We start from the raw sequence: 18,168 nt of genomic DNA, 5'->3' as shown, positions 1-18,168 counted from the left end.
GCGGTGTTGTCCTTTATTCGTGCGGGCAGCCCCGTTCGTTACCCGAAACGGCGTGCCAGTCGCAGGCCGATGCGCCGCGCCGGTTCCTCGACCAGACGCCAGGTGAGGGTCGCGAGGGCCAGCAGAATGGCCAGCACGAGGATCGTCCAGACCAGCGCGGTGAGGCCGTGGCCAAGCGGCAGCCCGAGGTCACGCGCGAGCGCCGCGGGTGGCAGCAAGGCGAAGAACAGGGCTGAGACCGTGGGATGGAGCAGATAGAGCGAAAAGGAAATCTGCCCGAGCCAGAACCAGACCGGACCCGACAGCACGCGGCTGAGCACGCCGCGCTCAGCCGCGAGGCCGTAGATGAGGAGTGCCGCCAGCAGTGGAATAACGGCAAGATCGCGCAGCAGGATGGCGACCAGCAGGAAACCGGCAGCTCCCAATTCCAGCCAGGTTGCCAGACGGGCGCTGGGCCGGCGAAACAGAACGGTCATCTGCTGCACCATCATGCCGAGGCCGAAGCCGGCGAGGCCGCGCGCGATGGCGTGCCAGCCCCAGATTGCTTCGGAATGGACCCGCTGCTCACACAGGCCCGCGATGATGAGGACGGCCAGGCTGACGACAAGGTTCATGCGACGCAGGACCAGGATCGCGAGCGGGAAGAGCGCATAGCACAGCATCTCTACCCCGATCGACCAGCTGACCACGTTCCAGTCCAGGTCATGGATCAGATAAGGCTGCAGCAGCAGGGCGACGATCGGCAGATGATCGAGAAACGGGGTGACAAGGGGCGCGCCCGCCAGATATTGTTCCCGCAACCAGATCGCCAGGATGATGCCAAGCACGAAAAGATGCAGCGGATAGATGCGGAAGATGCGGCGGATGAAAAAATTCGTGCTGCCGCTCGGCATCATGTCGCGATGCACTGCGGTGATGACGAAGCCGGACAGCACAAAGAAAACATCGACCCCGATATAGCCCGGACGGAACAGCCAGCCCGCATCGTGGTAACCCAGCAGGCCGAGCCCAAATTGCAGATGATGGCCTATCACCCACAGCGCCATGACGCCGCGGATGGAGGTAAGCGCCCGGTTCTGATGACGCAGCGGCGTTCCGGCAGTCGCGCTCACAGCGCTCTTAAGGCAGCAATGCGGGCAGGATCGATAGTGACATTATGGCCGAGCGGACCATGGCCACCCCCCAGCCCCGGCGCCGCGCGGATCGCGGCTGCCACATAGGCGCAGGCCCGGCGGACGGCATCTTCCAGACCCATGCCCTGGGCGAGGCCGGTCGCAATGGCGCTGGCCAGCGTGCAGCCGGTGCCGTGGGTACTCGTCGAATCGATGCGCTCGCCCGTGATCGCGATGATACCGCTCTGGGTCGCGAGCAGGTCCGTCACTGTCTCACCGGTCAGATGGCCGCCTTTGACGAGGACGGCCTGGGCGCCGGTCGCGAGCAGGGCCTGCGCCGCCTCGCGCTGGGCAGTCTGATCGTGGATTTTGCGGCCAAGGAGCAATTCAGCCTCGGGAATGTTCGGTGTGATGACGGTCGCAAGCGGGAGCAGCCGGGATTTCAGCGCGCTCAGCGCCTCGGCCGACTGCAAGCGGTCGCCGCTGGTCGCAACCATGACCGGATCCATCACGAAGGGCAGGCGGGGGGAAAGCCCCGCCACGAACTCGGCCACCGCCACAATGCTCGGCGTATCCGGCAGCATGCCGGTCTTGATGGCATCGGCGCCGATATCGCTCATCACGGCCGCGATCTGGGCTGTCAGGAAATCCGGTGGAATTGCCAAGACAGCGGTCACACCGCGGGTGTTCTGCGCCGTCAGCGCCGCGAGCGCGGTTGTGGCATAGCCGCCGAGCGCCATCACCGATTTGATATCGGCCTGAATGCCGGCGCCGCCGCCACTGTCTGAGCCGGCAATGACCAGAACGCGGCCTTGAGACGAAGGCATCAGGCCGCGTTTTCCGGCGTGCGGGCAACCGTCGCGATGACCTCGCACAATTCGCCCACAATGCTGGTGATCAGTTCCTTGTCATCGGCCTCGGCCATGACGCGGATCAGGGGCTCTGTGCCGCTGGGGCGGATGAGCAGCCGCCCTTCGGGGCCAAGCGCGGCCTCGGCCTGGGTGATCGCTGTCTTGACGCGTGCGTCGGCAAGCGGCGAGGGGCCGCTGAAGCGGACGTTGCGCAAGAGTTGCGGTGACGGCTGGAAGACGCGGCAAACTTCGGAAGCTGGCTTGCCCTGGCGCACCAGCACCGCCAGCACCTGAAGCGCGGCTACCAGCCCGTCGCCCGTCGTCGAGAAGTCTGACAGAATGACATGGCCTGACTGTTCGCCGCCAAGATTGATGCCAAGGGCGCGCATGCGCTCAGCGACGTAGCGGTCGCCGACCTGGGTGCGGTGCAGATCGAGCCCCAATTTGCGAAGATACTTTTGCAGTCCGAGATTGGACATCACGGTCGCAACGATGCCGCTGCCGGTGAGCCGATCGGTTTTGGCCCAGGAATTGGCGATCAGCGCCAGGATCTGGTCGCCGTCGATGATCTCGCCATGTTCATCGGACATGATCAGCCGGTCGGCATCGCCATCCAGCGCGATGCCGATATCGGCGCTGTGTTCGACCACGGCGGCACAAAGATGGTCAGGCACGGTCGATCCGCAGCTGCGGTTGATATTGAAGCCGTCTGGCGAGACGCCGAGCGGGATGACCTGGGCGCCGAGTTCCCACAAGGCGGTCGGGGCCACGCGATACGCGGCGCCATTGGCGCAATCAAGCACGATCTTCAGCCCGTCCAGTCGAAGTCCCTTGGGAAAAGTGCCCTTGACGCCTTCGATATAGCGGCCGGCGGCGTCGTTCAGGCGGCGGGCACGGCCCAGCGCATCCGGTGCCGCCATCTGGATGCCGAGATCGGCCTTCATCTCGGCCTCGATCGACGCCTCATGCGCGTCCGAGAGCTTCACGCCGTCGGGGCCGAACAGCTTGATACCGTTGTCTTCAAATGGATTGTGGGAGGCGGAGATCATGACGCCGAGATCGGCCCGCAGGCTGCGCGTGAGCAGGGCGATGGCGGGCGTTGGCAGAGGGCCGGCCAGCACGACATCCATGCCGGCGGAGAGAAACCCCGCCGTCAGTGCCTGCTCGATCATATAGCCTGAAAGCCGTGTGTCCTTGCCGATCAGCACCTGGTGGCGGTAGCTGCCGCGGGTGAACATCAGTCCGGCCGCCTGACCCAGGCGCAGCGCGGTTTCCGCGGTCATCGGGTGCGTATTGGCGCGGCCGCGAATGCCGTCCGTGCCGAAGAGGGCGCGGGCGGGCGCCGCCTTCGGGCCGTCGCTGCGGTTGCTCATAGGTGTATCCGCCTCGTGTCAAACAGTCTCAAGCGCGCTTGGTGTAGCGAGGCGGTGGCGGACAGGCAATTCAGGGCTGGTATCAGAGGGTTTCGAGGAGGGGGCATCGACGTCTGATCAAGAGATAGAGATGGTCTGGCGGTCCCGTTCTGCCTCTGGCGTCCACCGAACCAGCATCTGCTGGCCGAATTATAGCCGGACGCGACGCGCAGCGAAGTCGGCTTCGACCTCATCATGTGACCGGCCAAGACCGGCTTTTGCGGACAGAAATGCCTTTTCAACTTTAGCGCGCACAAAGGCCTCGTAAGCACGAGCCTCTTGCTGTCGCCCGACGAAATCCCGCATCAGCTCTTGGATAACGTCAGAGGCCCCGCGATGGGCAGCCTCAGCCTCGGCTAGGAATTCCCTCTGCAGGTCTATATCGACGGTCAGGGTCAGGCTGGTTTCCTGTGACATACCGAAAGCCCTTCAGTTCGGAGCCACAGAATAGCAACGGCTGGTCCCAAAGGGAAAAGGGAATGTCGAAGCCGGCCGTGATCGCTCAGGCTGCCAATCCCCGCCATACGCGCACGGCCTGCACCGTCTCCGCCACGTCATGCACGCGTAGGATCACCGCTCCCTGGGTCAGCGCAAACAATGCGGCAGCCAGCGACCCGCCGAGGCGGCGCTCAGCTACCGGCTCCCCCGCAAGCTGGCCGATGAAACCCTTACGCGACAGGCCGATCAGCATCGGATAGCCAAGGGCGCGGAGCGGCCCAAGACGGCGCAGCAGATCGATATTCTGCTCGCCCAGCTTGGCGAAGCCGAAACCGGGATCGGTCACGATCATCTCTGGTGCGATGCCGCCCGCGCGGGCGGCGGCGATCTGCTCGGCCAGCTCAGCCGCGACATCCGCGCCGATATCGCCATAGGTAGCGAGGCTGTTCATGGTCTGCGGGGTGCCGCGCATATGCATGAGCACCACAGGCGCGCGCCGCGCGGCGACCAGTGGCAGCGCCGCGGGATCATGGCTCAGTGCCGTCACGTCATTGATGATGCGCGCTCCCGCATCCAGGGCTGCGCCCATCGTCGTCGCATTGCGGGTATCAACGGAAATGACCGTCCCTTGTGCGGCGAGCGCGCGGATGACGGGCAGGATGCGGTCCTGCTCCTCACCGGGCGACACGAGGGTGGCGCCGGGCCGTGTACTCTCTCCACCAATATCCAGCAGATCGGCGCCCTGTTCCAGCATGCGGCGGCCTGCAGCGATTGCGGCCTCATGGCCCGCGTGGCGGCCACCATCGCTGAAACTATCCGGTGTGACGTTGAGGATGCCCGTGACGCGCGGGCGATCAAGGGTCAGGCCAGCCCAGAGGCGGGAAGCATTTTGGATCATGCCCGTCAGATAGCAAAAACCCCGGTCTTTTGGACCGGGGTTTTGCGAAGAGGATGCGGAGAGCGGATGTTACGCCGGATTGGGCGAGGGGCCGATACCGCCCGTAATCGGCGGCACCGGACGGCCGGAGGCCGGCACCGAGGCACGGCGATTTTCGGGCGGCACCACATCATCCACCGGCTTGCGCACGATCGGCTCACCGCGCAGCACACCACGGACTTCGTCACCAGACAGGGTCTCGAACTCCAGCAGGGCGCGAGCGATAGCATGCAGCGCGCTGATATTCTCGGTCAGCAGCGAGCGCGCCTTGGCATAGGCGGCATCGATGATCGACTTGATCTCATTGTCGATTTCGCGGGCCGTAGCTTCCGACACGTTCTTATGCTGGGTCACGGAATGGCCGAGGAAGACCTCCTGGCCGTTATCGCCATAGGCGATCATGCCCAGCTTATCGCTCATGCCCCATTCGGTGATCATGCGGCGGGACTGGTCCGTCGCCATTTTGATGTCACCGGCAGCACCATTGGAGACCTTGTCCGCACCGAAGATAATCTCTTCCGCCGCGCGGCCACCCATGGCCATCGTCAGCTCGCTGAGCAGTTTGGACTTGCTCTTGGAGTAGCGGTCGCCCTCGGGCAGGCTCATCACCAGGCCAAGCGCACGGCCGCGGGGGATGATGGTCGCCTTGTGGACCGGGTCGCATTCCGGCTCAAGCATGGCGCAAAGTGCGTGGCCCGCCTCATGATAGGCCGTCATCTTCTTTTCATCGTCACTCATGACCAGCGACCGGCGTTCAGCCCCCATCATGACCTTGTCCTTGGCATCCTCGAACTCTGCCATGGACACGACGCGCCGGCCGCGACGGGCGGCGAGCAGGGCACCTTCATTGACCAGATTGGCGAGGTCAGCGCCCGAAAAGCCGGGCGTGCCGCGGGCAATGGTCTTGGGGTCGACGTCAGCCGCCAGCGGCACTTTGCGCATATGCACGCGCAGGATGCGCTCACGCCCGTTCACGTCCGGGTTCGGCACCACAACCTGGCGGTCGAAGCGGCCGGGGCGCAGCAGAGCAGCGTCCAGCACGTCGGGCCGGTTGGTGGCGGCGATGAGGATGACGCCCTCATTGCTCTCAAATCCGTCCATCTCGACCAGAAGCTGATTGAGGGTCTGCTCACGCTCATCATTGCCGCCGCCAAGACCGGCACCGCGATGGCGGCCGACAGCGTCGATTTCGTCGATGAAGATGATGCAGGGGGCGTTTTTCTTGCCCTGCTCAAACATGTCGCGCACGCGGCTGGCGCCGACGCCCACGAACATTTCCACGAAGTCAGAGCCCGAGATGGTGAAGAAGGGCACATTCGCCTCACCCGCAATGGCGCGGGCCAGGAGCGTCTTGCCGGTGCCCGGGGGGCCGACCAGCAGCACGCCCTTGGGGATCTTGCCACCCAGGCGCTGGAATTTCTGCGGATCTTTCAGAAATTCCACGACCTCGCTCAGCTCGACCTTGGCTTCCTCGATGCCCGCGACATCCTCGAAGGTCACGCGGCCCTGCTTTTCCGTCAGCAGGCGGGCGCGGGACTTGCCAAAGCCCATCGCCCGGCCGCCACCGGACTGCATCTGGCGGAGAAAGAAGATCCAGACGCCGACGAAGAGCAGCATCGGGAACCAGGACAGCAGGTAATGCAGCAGCGGATTGCTATCGCCGTCCGCCGGCTTGGCGACGATCTCGACATTCTTGTCGGTCAGCGTCTGCACCAGCGTCGGATCATCCGGCGTGTAGGTCTCGAAGGCGCGGCCGTCTTTCAGGTCACCGCTCACATTGCGATCCTGAATGACCACGTCCTTGACGTCGCCCTGCTTCACCTGAGTCAAAAATTCGGAATAGGCCATCTGAGTGACATTGGAAGAACTGCTCGTTCCCCGCAGCCCACCCGGCTGGAACAGGCTGAAGAGCACCACCAGAAGCAGTGCGATAATCACCCATAACGCAAGGTTGCGACCGAAATTGCTCATTACTTCATCCAGTTCCTAACCGGCATACCGGCATTCCCCGCGCCAGCCCGTTCCCCTCACAAGGGAGCGAAAACGGTCTTTAGCATCGGCAGGCCTTCCACCCAAGGCTAGACCTCAGCGCATGTTATTCCGCCTTGTCACCTTAAAGATAGGAAGTCTTTCGCCGAAACGCAGCCCCATTCTCATGCCGGATCGCCGCGTCCGTCATGTTTCTGAGAGCGAACAGCCGAATCCGAGCTTAACGCTGGCAAAAAAGCGGCTCCGCTGGCGGCAACCGCCGGGGCAAATACCAGCGCGCGCGCTGTGGTTTTTTCATCCAGAGACCAGGCGAGATGAGGCACTGCCAGCAGGCGACCCGCCGTATCACGGAAGCAGGGCAGCGTGCGCAGCACCGCCGAAGGCAGGTCGGACACGCGTCGGAAGCGGGCGGCGTCTGCGCCCAGCGGTCCGATCATCTCATGTCGCCAGCCAGACTCGCTGGCCGGCAGCCTAAACCGGCCGTCCCACAGCGTGCCCGGCATGGCCGCGACGGGCGACGCCATGGCGGCGGCCTCGCGGCAGAGCAGAAAGCCCGGTCCCTGCCGTCCTGCAGGCAAAAGCTGCGCCCCGCCGAGTACGAGACCCCGGCCAATCCGCCCGGCCGGGTCGGCCGCAATCTGGGCACTGGCTGCCGGGTCAGGTGGATAGACCGCGCCGGTTACCATCCGCAAAGCCTGCGCAAGCGCGGCGGCGGGCCAAGGCCCATCCGATGCAATGCGCAGAAATCCCTCTGGCCTGATGACGGCATGGGCGCCCAGAAAGGCCGCACTCTCATGGTCGGCCTTGGCGCGGTGCAGGCCATGCCGCTGCGCAGCTTCCGCTAAGCCATGGGTCGCCGGCCCCACGCCCGCGGCATCGGCGCGGAGTGTGCGCAGACGGGCGCGGGTAAAGCGCGTATCGGCATTGGTCGGGTCTTCTACCCAGTTGAGCCCCGCCGCGCGCAGCGTGGCGCGCAAGCGGCCGGGCGCCACCGTCAGCACCGGCCGCAGCAGGCGCAGGGCGTCGGTCTCGGTGACGGCGGCCATGCCGGCCAGACCGGCGGGGCCACTGCCGCGCAGATGGCGCATGAGCAGTGTTTCAGCCTGATCGGCCGCATGATGGCCGAGCAGCAGGTGCATGATGCCGGCGTCGCGGCAGGCGCGGGCCAGAGCCTGATAGCGGGCGCTGCGCGCGCGGTCGGACAGGCCAGGGCCGGGTGCGAGATCCGACAGAGTGAGGATGCGGGTGGCGATGCCAAGGCTATGCAGAGTGGCCGCGGCCGTCACGGCTTCATCGCGGGCAGTCGCGCGCAGCCCATGATCGACGATGAAAGCCTGGAGCCGCCCGCCCTGTGCCTGAACCCAGGACCGCGCGAGGAGGGCGAGGGCCAGGCTATCGGCACCGCCCGAAACGGCGACCCCCAGACCGGGGTTGCGGCCGAAAGGGCCAAGTGGTTGGAGCAGAGACGCGAATTCCGCAGCCGAAACGGGCTGCGGAATCTCGCGCGTGGCGCCGCTTCCCGTCAGCAGCCCAGCCTTTTGTGCTGGGCCGCAATCGGCTCCACCAGATAGGCCGGAGGCTTCGGGAACTGGGCATGCAGGGTCGTCAGCGTGTCACAGGCCGCCGAGTTCTGCTTGATGGCGGCGAGCGTCATCGACAGGCCGAGAAGCGCATTCGGCGCCTTCTTGCCCTTATGGTTCATGTTGTAGGCATCATCGAAGGCGAGCGCCGCCTCCTGGTAGCGGCCCTGGCCCTGAAGCGACTGGGCCAGCAGATATTGCGCGTCATAGGCGCGCGGGCTTGTGCGGTGCTTGGCCAGAATCTCGCGCGCAACGCCTTCCGACGTCTGATACTTGCCGTCATGCAGCGCGATATTGCCCTGCTGCAGCAGGGTTTCGGGCGTCGCCGCGGCGATGGGACCTGCCCCCGGCGCGGCGGAAGCCGCGGCTGCCTGGCCCGCTGCGGCCCCAGCTGCCGCACCCGCGGCAGCACCGCCTCCGGCTGGGGCGCCCCCATTCTGCATCTGGAAGGTGATGTCGCCGATCTGCTTACTCAGCTGGGCGTTCTGGCTATTCACCTGATTCTGCAACTGCTGCATTTGCCCCGTCAGGGTGCGGACCTCGTCTTCGAGCGTGCTCACGCGCTGCAGAAGCTGCGTGGTCAGACCGCCGCCGCCGCCATTATCGGCCGGCGCCGGCGCATTGCCGCCACCGCCGCCGCCATTGGCCTGCACCTGTTGCAGCTGCGCCTGCATCTGCTGCAGCTGGTTCTGGACTGACAAAATCTGGTTTTGCAGCGCGATGCCTTCGCGACTGGTGACAGAGTCACTTTGCGCTAGTGCCAGGTGTGGCGGGAGCAGGAAGCACAGGGCACTGGCACAGAGCCCGGCGAGCAGGGTTTTCTTCATAGGGTGACAAATCTCCGAGGGCGACGCCTGGACCGCTTCTATCACCTGGGTTTCCGCGCGTCATGATCACAGGCTTACCAAAAGATTGTCATCCTGGCAGGCGTTGGACGGCGGACTGCATCAGGCTACGCCAAAGAAAATGGCGGGCAGCTTGCGCTGTCCGCCATTTTTAAACCTAGGCTCGATCTGGGTGGCGCCATCGCCACCCGAGACTGCGAGATTAGGAGGACGTGCCGGTGCCTTCCTGCGGGTTGTGGCCCTGCACGGAGGTGATGGCGTTACGATCCTGCTGGTAGGACGCTTCGTCGTTACCCTGCGCGACCGGACGGTCCTTGCCGTAGGAGATGGTCTGGATGCGCGAGCCATCAACGCCCTGGGCGACCAGGAAGTCACGGGCGGCGTCAGCACGGCGCTGACCCAGCGCCAGGTTGTATTCTTCGGTGCCGCGCGGATCGCAGTTGCCGGCCACGAGGACGGAAACCTGCGGGAACTTCTGCAGCCAACCGGCCTGATGCGTCAGCGTGCCGGTCGCGTCAGAGGACAGATTGGTCTTGTTGAAGCCATAGAACACGCGGTCGCCAACATTGGCGACCAGGTCTTCCTCGCTGCCCGGCGCCGGGCCGGAGGTGACGGCCTGGCCGGCACCGGTCGACATCCCGGTAGCGGCAGGCTTTGCGCAGGCTGCCAGCAAAGCCACGGCGGCAAAGGCGCCGAGCATCTTGATGTTCATTTCGATCGTGTCCCTAAGGGGGTTCGTGTTACAAAAACCGTCGCGTCGCAGAAAAAAACAACCGCAGAATCAACCTGTCTAATCAGGTCTCATCAGGCTATGGCGGCGCTTACAGCGTGCCATGGCTTACGGTCAAGCAATGTGGGGTTCATTCTCCGAAATGCAGCCCTTCGTGGATGAAATGCCACAGTTTTTAGGAAAGTAACGGTGACCAGGCGGGGTCAGAGGCACTTGTAGGCGTCTGCACGGCCTGCTCGTTGAAGCCCGTGATATCAATTGTCACCAACCGTGAGGCGGTACCCGCGCCGCGCTGGAACATGATCACGCGTCCATTCGGGCAGAAGGTGGGGCTTTCGACGTCGAAACTTTCCGACAGGGTGCGCTCGCCGGACCCATCAGGGGCCATGACGCCGACCGCGAAATTGCTGCCAAGCCGGGTAAAGGCAATGAGATCGCCGCGCGGCGACCACACCGGATCGGCGTAGCGGCCGGCGCCGAAGCTGATGCGCCGGACATTGGAACCATCGGCGCCCATAACATACAGCTGCTGGTCGCCGCCACGATCCGACTCGAAAACGATCTGGCTGCCGTCCGGGCTGTAGCAGGGATTGGCGTCGATCGCGCCGGAACTGGTGAGCGTCCGCACGCCGCCGCCATTCAGCCCGCAGCTGATGATGTTCGAGCCGCCGTTCTGATAGAGCGACATGATGATGCTGTTGCCGTCGGGCGCGAAGCGGGGTGAGAAGGTCATGGTGCGGAAATTGCCGACCAGAGAGCGGGTGCCGCTGCTGAGATCGAACAGATAGACGCGGACGACCTTGTTGACATAGCTGATGAAGGCCAGCTGATCGCGCGTCGGGCTGAAGCGCGGCCCCAGCGCCGTCCAGCTGCCATCCGTCAGAAACCGGTTATTGGCGCCGTCCTGATCCATGATCGCGAGGCGCTTGGTCGGGTTATTGCCGGGACCGGTGGTGGAGATATAGGCCACCCGCGTATCGAAATAGCCTTTTTCGCCCAGCAGCCGCTGATAGATGACGTCGGCGATGATATGGGCGATACGCCGCCAGTTGGAGGCGGAGGTCGTATAGGCCGTGCCCTGCAGCTGGGTGCCGGGCAGGATGTCCCATAGCCGGAATTCCACCCGCAGCTGATCGCCGCTCTGGGTGACGCTCCCGGTGACGAGTGCCTGCGCGCCGGTGCCCTTCCAGGCGCCAAAATCAGGGGCGCCACCGGCGGGCGTGGCCGCCACGCCCGAGGCATCGACGACCCGGAACAGGCCGCAATTGTTGAGATCGGCCGAGATGACGCTGACCAGATCGCCCTGGCTGGTGCCGCCGGCGAAAGCCGGAATGGCGATCGGAATCGGGGCCGTGCGCGCGCGGTTGACGTCGATGACCGCGGAGCCCGCGGCATCGCCGCCAGCGGGGGCAGCCGGCGCCGCACTCTGCGCGAAGGCCGGGGCGGCGAGGGCCGTCGCAAGCGTCGTGCCGATCATGCCGCGGCGGGTGATGCGGCGGATCATGCCTGGCACGGTTGGCGCCGCATCATCGGCTGTAGGAAGCCCAAAGCGATAGGGAAAGTCGGTCATACTTGTTCCTGCTTTCGTGTCACGGCCTGAACCGAAAGGTGAAGGTGTGAACCGCACCTGGGAGCGAGGGCGGCAATGGCAAGGGCGAGCAGTGGTAGTCGAGCACGGCGCGCACCGCGCGTTCCGCGAAGGCCTGCAACACCGGATTGCTGTTGACTCGACCCTGATCGGCTACAGCGACATTCGCATCATGCACAACGCCTGCGCTGTCCGTCGTCACCGTCAGCAGCACGCTCATGTTCTGCACGCCTTCGGCACCGCTATCGATGGTCCAGCAGGCGCGCACCTTATCGCCAATGGCGCCGCGCTGGGCCGATGTCAGCCGGGAGGTCTGGTCCGCGCTGTTGCGTGCGCCACCGGCATCCGGGGCGCCGCCCTGCGCCGGGTTATAGCGGGACGTCGGCGTCTTCTGGTTCAGGTTCATCGCGCGCAGCTTATCCAGCGTATTGAGCACGCTCTGGCTCATCGCTGCAGGGTTCTGCGTCGGATGCGGCTGCGTCGTCGGGCTCACCGGTGCCGGCGGCGCGGGCGGGGCCGGGGGCGGCGGCATCGGCAACGCGGGCGCGGCGTCGGCCGTGGTGTCCGGCGCTGGTTTCTGCGGCTGCTCGGTCTTTGTCGGCGGCGTCTGCGTCTGCTCGGGCTTCTGTTCCGGCTGCGGCTTGGTCGGCGTCGGCTTGGTCGGTTTCGGTGTCGGCTGCGCCTTGGGCGTCGACTGCGGCTCAGGTGGCGTCGGCGCAGGGGGCGGCGGCGGCGGCAGGGGCTCTGCATCCGGGCTGGGGGTCGTCTGCGGCAAGGGCGGCGGCGGCGCGGGCGTGGCCGGCGTCGGTGGGGTGGGCGTCGTGGGCGTGGGCGGCGTCGGTGTCTGCGGCGCCGGCGGTGTCGGGGCCGGGGGCGGCGGGGTGGGCACCGGCGGCTGCGTCGTCGGCGTCACAGACGGCGGGGGCGGCGGCGGCGGCGGAGGCGGTGGCGCGTCGCTCAACGGTTGCGGCGTCGGTGCCTGGGTCGCTTTGGGTGCCTGAACGGGGGTCGGCGTCTTGGTCGGCGCTGCCGTCTTGCCGGTCGCATCCGACTGCTGCACGGGCGCCGCGGGACCCACAAAATCGACCGAGACGGCCGAAAGGTCGGGCTGCTCGTCCGGCTTGCGGGACGGCAGGGACACGAGCAGGGCGACCAGGAGCAGAATATGCAGGCCAGCAGACACGCCCGCTGCCCGACGCATCGGAGGGTTCACGTGTGCCCCCATAGGCTGCGGAGGAGAGGCAGGCTGAAGGGCGACAAGGCGATATCCATGATCTGCCGGAGGGGGCGCAAGCAGGCGGCCTTACTGGCCGCTGCTGCCGGAGGGGGCGGTGGTGGCAGGCGCGGCGCTCGCAGGGGCGGCACTGGCGGGCGCACCGTTATCCGGCTGCTGCGCCAGCAGCGCGACCTTGGAGAAGCCGCCGGTCACGATGGTGCCCATGACCTGCATGATCTGACCGTAGGAGACCGACTGGTCACCGCGCACAAAGATGCGGCGATCGGTCTGTCCGTTGGTCGCAGCCTGCAGCTTGGCTACCAGGCCGGCGATATCCACGGGATCGTTCTGCACGAACACCTTGCCCTCGGCATTGACCGAGATGGTGATCGGCGTGCTGTCGGCATTCACCGGATTGGCGCTGGTCTTGGGCAGATCGACGGTGACGCCGGAGGTCATCAGCGGTGCGGTCACCATGAAGATGATCAGCAGCACCAGCATGACGTCCACCAGCGGGGTGACGTTGATTTCCGCCAAGGGGCGATAGCGCCCCCGGCCGTGACGGCCGCCGCCCATCGTGCCCATGGCCATATCTTAGGTCCTTTCTTCGGTCTGGCGCGACAGGATGGCGCTGAACTCAGTGCCGAACCCCTCAAGCCGGGCCGCGAAGCGGGAAAGGTCGGTGCTGATCGCGTTATAGGCGAGCACCGCGGGAATAGCGGCGACGAGGCCGATGGCGGTCGCGAACAGCGCTTCGGCGATGCCGGGTGCGACTACGGACAGATTGGTATTATGCATCGCGGCGATGGCCGAGAAGCTGTGCATAATGCCCCAGACCGTGCCGAAAAGGCCGACGAAGGGGGCCGTCGCACCCACGGAGGCGAGGAAGATCATCCACCGCTCCATCCGCTCCATCTCGCGGTTGATGGTGACATTCATGGCGCGATCGACGCGTTCGCGGACAGCGGTATGGCCGATATCGGCCCCCGCGACGCGCGCGGTGCGCCGCCACTCGCCCATCGCGGCACCAAAGACGGCGGCGATCGGGTTGCTGGGCTTCTGCCCCTCATGCTCATAAAGCTCGTCCAGGCTGCCGCCGGACCAGAAGCGGTCCTCGAATGCATTCGCCTCACGATTGGCGCGGCGCAGGCTCGTCGTCTTCTCGAAGATGATCGCCCAGACCCAGATGCTCGCCGCCAGCAGGCACAGGATGACGAGCTTGACGACGATATCCGCTTGCAAGAACAGACCCCAGAGCGACAGGCTGCTCCCGGGTGTCGCCAGCTGCGTGGCATTCACCGCCTGATCCAAATTACGAAACCCCTATGTTGTCAGTGGCCTGGGCATTTTCTTCTGCCCGGACCATCGTCGTTAGCGCGTCACGCCACGCAGCCGGAATGCGGTCCGCGCGTCCTGTATCCTGTCTGACGCTGACCAGCGTCACATCCACCACCACAAGCGTCTCCGCACCGCGCAGCACCCGCTGGCGCAGCTTGGCCGAGGCACCCCGCACCGCGACGGCGGTCGTCTCGATCACCAGCGAATCGTCGAGCCGGGCAGGGCGCTGATAGTCCAACTCCGCGTGCCGCACCACGAAGATCATGCCATGCCGCAACATCATATCGGAATGGGGCAGGCCCATGGCACGCAGGGCTTCTGTTCGGGCGCGTTCGGCAAAGCGCAGATAGTTGGCGTGATAGACGATGCCGCCGGCATCCGTGTCCTCGAAATAGACGCGCACCGCGTGGCGGTGAACGCCATCCTCCCGCATGCTGTCGCTCATGATGCAGCGGAGTCCTTGTCCTTCGCCGTGAACAGATCCGGCGTCAGCAAAGCTTTCTGCTCGGGCGACAGTGGGGGCGGCGCCATGTCCAGATGCCGCCAGCCAGGTTCGCCCAGCATGCGGCCGCGGCTGGTGCGCAGAATGAGCCCCTCCTGGATCAGATACGGTTCGATCACATCTTCGAGGGTATCGCGTGCCTCAGCCAGGGCAGCGGCCAGTGTCTCCACCCCCACCGGGCCGCCGGCGTGATGCTCGGCGATCCGTCGCAGATAGCGGCGATCCATGGCATCCAGCCCGCGATGATCGACCTCAAGCCGGGTCAGCGCCGCATCCGCGATGGCGCGATCGACGTGGCCGCGTCCTTCGACGGCGGCGAAATCGCGCACCCGGCGCAGCAGGCGGCCGGCAATGCGCGGCGTGCCGCGGCTGCGGCAGGCGATTTCCTGGGCGCCATCGGCGGTCAGATCAAACCCGAGCAGACGGGCGCCGCGCGCCACGATCACGCGAAGTTCATCCGGCGTATAAAGGACCAGTCGCATCGGAATGCCGAACCGGTCTCTGAACGGGGTCGCCAGCAGCCCAGACCGCGTGGTCGCGCCGACGAGCGTGAAGGGTGGCAGATCGATGCGCAGGGAGCGCGCCGCGGGGCCTTCGCCGATCACCAGATCGAGCTGGAAGTCTTCCATCGCCGGATAGAGCACTTCCTCGATCGCCGGCTGCAGGCGATGGATTTCGTCGATAAACAGCACGTCGCGCGGCTGCAGATTGGTCAGGATCGCTGCGAGATCGCCGGACTTCTGGATGACCGGACCCGAGGTCGCGCGAAAGCCCACGCCCAGTTCACGCGCCACGATCTGCGCCATCGTCGTCTTGCCGAGGCCAGGGGGCCCATGCAGCAGGACATGGTCGAGCGCCTCACCCCTCGCGCGCGCGGCTTCGATGAAGATCGCGAGGTTCTGACGGTTGCCTTCCTGGCCGATGAAATCCGCCAGCGTCTGCGGGCGCAGGCTGGCCTCACCGGCGTCTTCCACCGCACGGGCGGGGGAGACTTCGCGCTCCTCCATCTCCTCGGAGACCTCGGCGCTCGGACCTTTGCGGCTGCGCGGGCGGGTGGTCATCGCGCCAGCTCCCGCAATGCTGCCGGGATGAGGGCCGCGACATCGGGGTCATCGCCCAGCTTGGCGGCCGCGCGGTTGAGCGCCGCCTGGGCTTCCGGCCGGCGATAGCCAAGATTGAGCAGGGCGGAGAGCGCGTCGTCCAGGACGCCTCCCGGGGCGGCGGCGGGCGCGATGATGCCATCGGCGAGCGACACCGGCAGCGGCAGGGTGCCAGCCTTTTCCTTGAGTTCGAGGGCGAGGCGGGCGGCAAGCTTCGGACCCACGCCAGAGGCACGGCCGAGGGCGGTGCGGTCCCCAGAGGCGATCGCCAAGGAAAGCTCGTCCGAAGAGAGCGCCGAGAGGATGGCAAGGGCCACTTTCGGTCCCACGCCCTGCACGGTCGTCAGCAGCCGGAACCAGGCGCGTTCCGCGCCGCTCGCAAAACCGTACAGCGTGATCGCGTCTTCGCGCACGAAGGTTTCGATCAGAAGACGGACCATGGCGGGGGCGGGTGGCAGGGAAGACAGCGTGCGGGACGAGGCCTGCACCAGATAGCCGACGCCGCCCGACGTCTCGATGACGCAATGGCCGTCATCCTGGGATTCGACGATCCCGCGCAGGCTGCCAATCATGCCCGCACCGCCTGCGCGGCCGCCCGGCTCCAGGCATTGCGGCTGGCACGGTGATGGGCGTGGCAGATGGCGACCGCCAAGGCGTCGGCCGCGTCGGCCCGCTTGAGCGTGGCACCCGGCAGCAGGCGGCGGACCATGAGCCCGACCTGGTTCTTATCCGCGCCACCGGTGCCGACCACCGAGAGCTTGACCGTTTTGGCACCGTATTCGGCGACGTCCAGGCCGGCGAGGGCCGGGGCCAGTAGAGCGACGCCGCGGGCATACCCGAGCTTGAGCGTCGCGGTCGCATTGGTATTCACATAAGTCTCTTCCACAGCCGCTTCCTGCGGGCGGTGCAAGGTGATGAGAGCCGACAGCGCCTCATGCAGCGCGCGGAGGCGCGTCGGCACGCTGGCCGCGCTGTCGGTCATGACGATCCCGTCCGCTATATGGCGCAGGCGGTTGCCGTCAGACTCCACCACACCCCAGCCAGTGATGCGCAGGCCTGGATCGATGCCTAGGATTCGTATCAAGGCCAGCGCGTCATCCTCTCGGCGTGGAATCAGGTGGACAGCTTTTGCAGCAGCGACTCGGGCAGATCGAAGTTCGCATAGACATTCTGCACATCGTCGAGTTCGTCCAGCACATCCAGGAGCTTGAAGACAGATGTTGCCGCTTCTTCATCCAGCGGTACGCTGGTGCGCGGCCGCCAGTCGAATTTGGCACTGTCGGAAGCACCGAACCGGCCCTCCAGCGCATCCTGCATGGCAGCGAGACTGTCCGGCGCGCCGGTGATCTCATGCCACTCGTCCGCACTTTCGACATTGTCGGCGCCCGCCTCGATGGCGGCATCCAGCATATCGTCCGCTGAGGCAGCCGTGGCCGGATAGCGGATCACGGCCAGACGGTCGAACAGGAAGCTGACGGAATTGGTCTCGCCCAGAGCGCCGCCGTATTTGTTGAAGGCCGCGCGCACTTCGGAGGCGGTGCGGTTGCGGTTGTCGGTCAGCGCCTCAACGATGACGGCCACACCGCTGGGACCGTAACCCTCGTAGCGGACTTCGATATAGTCATCGCCGCCGCCGCCGCCGGTCGCGGCCTTCTTGATGGCGCGATCGACCGTGTCCTTGGGCATGTTTTCCTTGCGGGCAGCCTGGATGGCGGCGCGCAGGCGCGGATTGGCGGCGGGGTCGGGCAGGCCCTGCTTGGCGGAGACGGTGATTTCGCGGATGAGCTTGGCGAACTGGCGGCCCCGCCGGGCGTCCTGCGCCCCTTTGCGGTGCATGATGTTTTTGAACTGACTATGGCCAGCCATGGTGAAGGCTCCGGGACGGCGTGTGACTGTAATTGTGACGATTGGGCTGGTCTCTCCGCCAAGCCGGGGGGCGGCGTCAAGTCTGGCGGTGTGGGCCAGTATCTCGCCGACAGCCGCGTTCCCTTGCCATGATCAGAGATAGGCTGGCGGCAGCTGTCGCCGATGCAGGACCCGAATGACGATGATGCCAGTCGAACTGCGCTGATAGAAGACGACGTGGCTCTCATGCTCGAAGCGGAAATAGCCGGCGCGGATCGTCCCGATATCCCGTCCCAGGGCAGGAAAACCGGCGAGCGTTTCAAATGCCCGGTGAAGGTCCATCACGTAGGCCTCGGCACGACCCAGGCCCCATGTCTCGATGGAAAGGCGAGCGATCGCTTCAATATCGTGGTCCGCGGCGAGGGTAAGCTTGTAGTCAGCCACCGCGCTTGCCAGCAGTGGCCTCGCGTGCGGCTTCAAAAATCTCAGGCACCAGACGCTCACTGACGCCACTGGTCTCGCCCGCGGTCAGCGCAGCGATCAGAGCTTCGCGCTCATCTGTTTCGCTTTGATCTCGTCGCACGAGATCCCGCACATAGTCGCTGACACTCGCGTAATGGCCGTTGTCAATGCGCTGTTGAATCCACTCGCGCATGGGATCGGGTAGGGATACGTTCATCGTCGC

General features: G+C 65.6%; 20 protein-coding genes. All 20 read right to left on the bottom strand.

Annotation, left to right across the window (positions count from 1 at the left end):
- Positions 1-38 precede the first annotated feature (38 nt).
- Positions 39-1,112, bottom strand: a complete 1,074-nt coding sequence (locus AC3G7M_RS16580) for an acyltransferase family protein (RefSeq protein WP_489213229.1) — start codon at positions 1,110-1,112, stop codon at positions 39-41.
- Positions 1,109-1,939, bottom strand: coding sequence for a bifunctional hydroxymethylpyrimidine kinase/phosphomethylpyrimidine kinase (gene thiD / locus AC3G7M_RS16575; RefSeq protein WP_489213228.1), 831 nt, complete (start codon positions 1,937-1,939; stop codon positions 1,109-1,111). The genes AC3G7M_RS16580 and thiD overlap by 4 nt, the downstream gene beginning before the upstream one ends.
- Positions 1,939-3,336 (bottom strand): phosphoglucosamine mutase, encoded by a 1,398-nt coding sequence (gene glmM / locus AC3G7M_RS16570; protein WP_489213227.1) that lies wholly within the window; start codon positions 3,334-3,336, stop codon positions 1,939-1,941. Before glmM ends, thiD begins: the two co-directional genes overlap by 1 nt.
- Before the next feature lie 189 nt (positions 3,337-3,525).
- Positions 3,526-3,792, bottom strand: coding sequence for a hypothetical protein (locus AC3G7M_RS16565; protein WP_489213226.1), 267 nt, complete (start codon positions 3,790-3,792; stop codon positions 3,526-3,528).
- 85 nt (positions 3,793-3,877) lie between these two features.
- On the bottom strand, positions 3,878-4,711 hold the full coding sequence (gene folP, locus AC3G7M_RS16560) for a dihydropteroate synthase (RefSeq protein ID WP_489213225.1): 834 nt from the start codon (positions 4,709-4,711) through the stop codon (positions 3,878-3,880).
- Between the two features lie 69 nt (positions 4,712-4,780).
- Positions 4,781-6,721 (bottom strand): ATP-dependent zinc metalloprotease FtsH, encoded by a 1,941-nt coding sequence (ftsH, locus tag AC3G7M_RS16555; protein WP_489213224.1) that lies wholly within the window; start codon positions 6,719-6,721, stop codon positions 4,781-4,783.
- A gap of 182 nt (positions 6,722-6,903) precedes the next feature.
- Positions 6,904-8,238 carry a tRNA lysidine(34) synthetase TilS gene (gene tilS, locus AC3G7M_RS16550; RefSeq protein WP_489216089.1) on the bottom strand — a complete coding sequence of 445 codons (1,335 nt, stop codon included), beginning with the start codon at positions 8,236-8,238 and terminating at the stop codon, positions 6,904-6,906.
- A 23-nt stretch (positions 8,239-8,261) separates the two neighbouring features.
- A complete protein-coding gene (locus AC3G7M_RS16545) occupies positions 8,262-9,146 on the bottom strand; it encodes a tol-pal system YbgF family protein (RefSeq protein ID WP_489213223.1) in 885 nt (294 codons plus the stop codon).
- A gap of 220 nt (positions 9,147-9,366) precedes the next feature.
- The gene (locus AC3G7M_RS16540; RefSeq protein ID WP_489213222.1) at positions 9,367-9,876 is read right to left on the bottom strand and encodes an OmpA family protein; all 510 of its coding nucleotides are present in this window, start codon (positions 9,874-9,876) and stop codon (positions 9,367-9,369) included.
- Between the two features lie 193 nt (positions 9,877-10,069).
- Entirely contained in the window at positions 10,070-11,398 is a 1,329-nt protein-coding gene (gene tolB / locus AC3G7M_RS16535; protein WP_489216087.1) for a Tol-Pal system beta propeller repeat protein TolB, read from the bottom strand.
- 85 nt (positions 11,399-11,483) lie between these two features.
- Positions 11,484-12,683 (bottom strand): hypothetical protein, encoded by a 1,200-nt coding sequence (locus AC3G7M_RS16530; protein ID WP_489213221.1) that lies wholly within the window; start codon positions 12,681-12,683, stop codon positions 11,484-11,486.
- 102 nt (positions 12,684-12,785) lie between these two features.
- Positions 12,786-13,289 carry a protein TolR gene (gene tolR, locus AC3G7M_RS16525; RefSeq protein WP_489213220.1) on the bottom strand — a complete coding sequence of 168 codons (504 nt, stop codon included), beginning with the start codon at positions 13,287-13,289 and terminating at the stop codon, positions 12,786-12,788.
- 3 nt (positions 13,290-13,292) lie between these two features.
- On the bottom strand, positions 13,293-14,009 hold the full coding sequence (tolQ, locus tag AC3G7M_RS16520) for a protein TolQ (RefSeq protein WP_489213219.1): 717 nt from the start codon (positions 14,007-14,009) through the stop codon (positions 13,293-13,295).
- Between the two features lies 1 nt (position 14,010).
- Positions 14,011-14,481 (bottom strand): tol-pal system-associated acyl-CoA thioesterase, encoded by a 471-nt coding sequence (gene ybgC / locus AC3G7M_RS16515; RefSeq protein WP_489213218.1) that lies wholly within the window; start codon positions 14,479-14,481, stop codon positions 14,011-14,013.
- Positions 14,478-15,545, bottom strand: a complete 1,068-nt coding sequence (gene ruvB, locus AC3G7M_RS16510) for a Holliday junction branch migration DNA helicase RuvB (RefSeq protein WP_489216085.1) — start codon at positions 15,543-15,545, stop codon at positions 14,478-14,480. The genes ybgC and ruvB overlap by 4 nt, the downstream gene beginning before the upstream one ends.
- A 50-nt stretch (positions 15,546-15,595) precedes the next feature.
- Positions 15,596-16,210 carry a Holliday junction branch migration protein RuvA gene (ruvA, locus tag AC3G7M_RS16505; protein ID WP_489213217.1) on the bottom strand — a complete coding sequence of 205 codons (615 nt, stop codon included), beginning with the start codon at positions 16,208-16,210 and terminating at the stop codon, positions 15,596-15,598.
- Positions 16,207-16,722, bottom strand: coding sequence for a crossover junction endodeoxyribonuclease RuvC (gene ruvC, locus AC3G7M_RS16500; protein ID WP_489213216.1), 516 nt, complete (start codon positions 16,720-16,722; stop codon positions 16,207-16,209). The genes ruvA and ruvC overlap by 4 nt, the downstream gene beginning before the upstream one ends.
- A gap of 29 nt (positions 16,723-16,751) precedes the next feature.
- Positions 16,752-17,504 (bottom strand): YebC/PmpR family DNA-binding transcriptional regulator, encoded by a 753-nt coding sequence (locus AC3G7M_RS16495; protein ID WP_489213215.1) that lies wholly within the window; start codon positions 17,502-17,504, stop codon positions 16,752-16,754.
- Between the two features lie 132 nt (positions 17,505-17,636).
- On the bottom strand, positions 17,637-17,927 hold the full coding sequence (locus tag AC3G7M_RS16490) for a type II toxin-antitoxin system RelE/ParE family toxin (RefSeq protein WP_489213214.1): 291 nt from the start codon (positions 17,925-17,927) through the stop codon (positions 17,637-17,639).
- Complete coding sequence (locus AC3G7M_RS16485) at positions 17,920-18,162, bottom strand: type II toxin-antitoxin system ParD family antitoxin (RefSeq protein WP_489216083.1); 243 nt, start codon at positions 18,160-18,162, stop codon at positions 17,920-17,922. Before AC3G7M_RS16485 ends, AC3G7M_RS16490 begins: the two co-directional genes overlap by 8 nt.
- Between the last annotated feature and the right edge of the window lie 6 nt (positions 18,163-18,168).

It is taken from the genome of Acidisoma sibiricum (assembly GCF_057837225.1).
Note: the sequence above shows the minus strand (reverse complement) of the source record. Positions and strands in the feature narration are given on the sequence as shown.

Bases quoted from the DNA above. Each gene is read 5' to 3' on its own strand.
- thiD (WP_489213228.1), bottom strand. From the start codon at position 1,939: ATGCCTTCGTCTCAAGGCCGCGTTCTGGTCATTGCCGGCTCAGACAGT.
- tolB (WP_489216087.1), bottom strand. From the start codon at position 11,398: ATGATCCGCCGCATCACCCGCCGCGGCATGATCGGCACGACGCTTGCG.
- AC3G7M_RS16540 (WP_489213222.1), bottom strand. From the start codon at position 9,876: ATGAACATCAAGATGCTCGGCGCCTTTGCCGCCGTGGCTTTGCTGGCA.
- AC3G7M_RS16530 (WP_489213221.1), bottom strand. From the start codon at position 12,683: ATGCGTCGGGCAGCGGGCGTGTCTGCTGGCCTGCATATTCTGCTCCTG.
- AC3G7M_RS16495 (WP_489213215.1), bottom strand. From the start codon at position 17,504: ATGGCTGGCCATAGTCAGTTCAAAAACATCATGCACCGCAAAGGGGCG.
- AC3G7M_RS16485 (WP_489216083.1), bottom strand. From the start codon at position 18,162: ATGAACGTATCCCTACCCGATCCCATGCGCGAGTGGATTCAACAGCGC.
- tolR (WP_489213220.1), bottom strand. From the start codon at position 13,289: ATGGCCATGGGCACGATGGGCGGCGGCCGTCACGGCCGGGGGCGCTAT.
- AC3G7M_RS16545 (WP_489213223.1), bottom strand. From the start codon at position 9,146: ATGAAGAAAACCCTGCTCGCCGGGCTCTGTGCCAGTGCCCTGTGCTTC.
- ruvB (WP_489216085.1), bottom strand. From the start codon at position 15,545: ATGGAGGAGCGCGAAGTCTCCCCCGCCCGTGCGGTGGAAGACGCCGGT.
- ybgC (WP_489213218.1), bottom strand. From the start codon at position 14,481: ATGAGCGACAGCATGCGGGAGGATGGCGTTCACCGCCACGCGGTGCGC.
- ftsH (WP_489213224.1), bottom strand. From the start codon at position 6,721: ATGAGCAATTTCGGTCGCAACCTTGCGTTATGGGTGATTATCGCACTG.
- folP (WP_489213225.1), bottom strand. From the start codon at position 4,711: ATGATCCAAAATGCTTCCCGCCTCTGGGCTGGCCTGACCCTTGATCGC.
- ruvA (WP_489213217.1), bottom strand. From the start codon at position 16,210: ATGATTGGCAGCCTGCGCGGGATCGTCGAATCCCAGGATGACGGCCAT.
- glmM (WP_489213227.1), bottom strand. From the start codon at position 3,336: ATGAGCAACCGCAGCGACGGCCCGAAGGCGGCGCCCGCCCGCGCCCTC.
- AC3G7M_RS16565 (WP_489213226.1), bottom strand. From the start codon at position 3,792: ATGTCACAGGAAACCAGCCTGACCCTGACCGTCGATATAGACCTGCAG.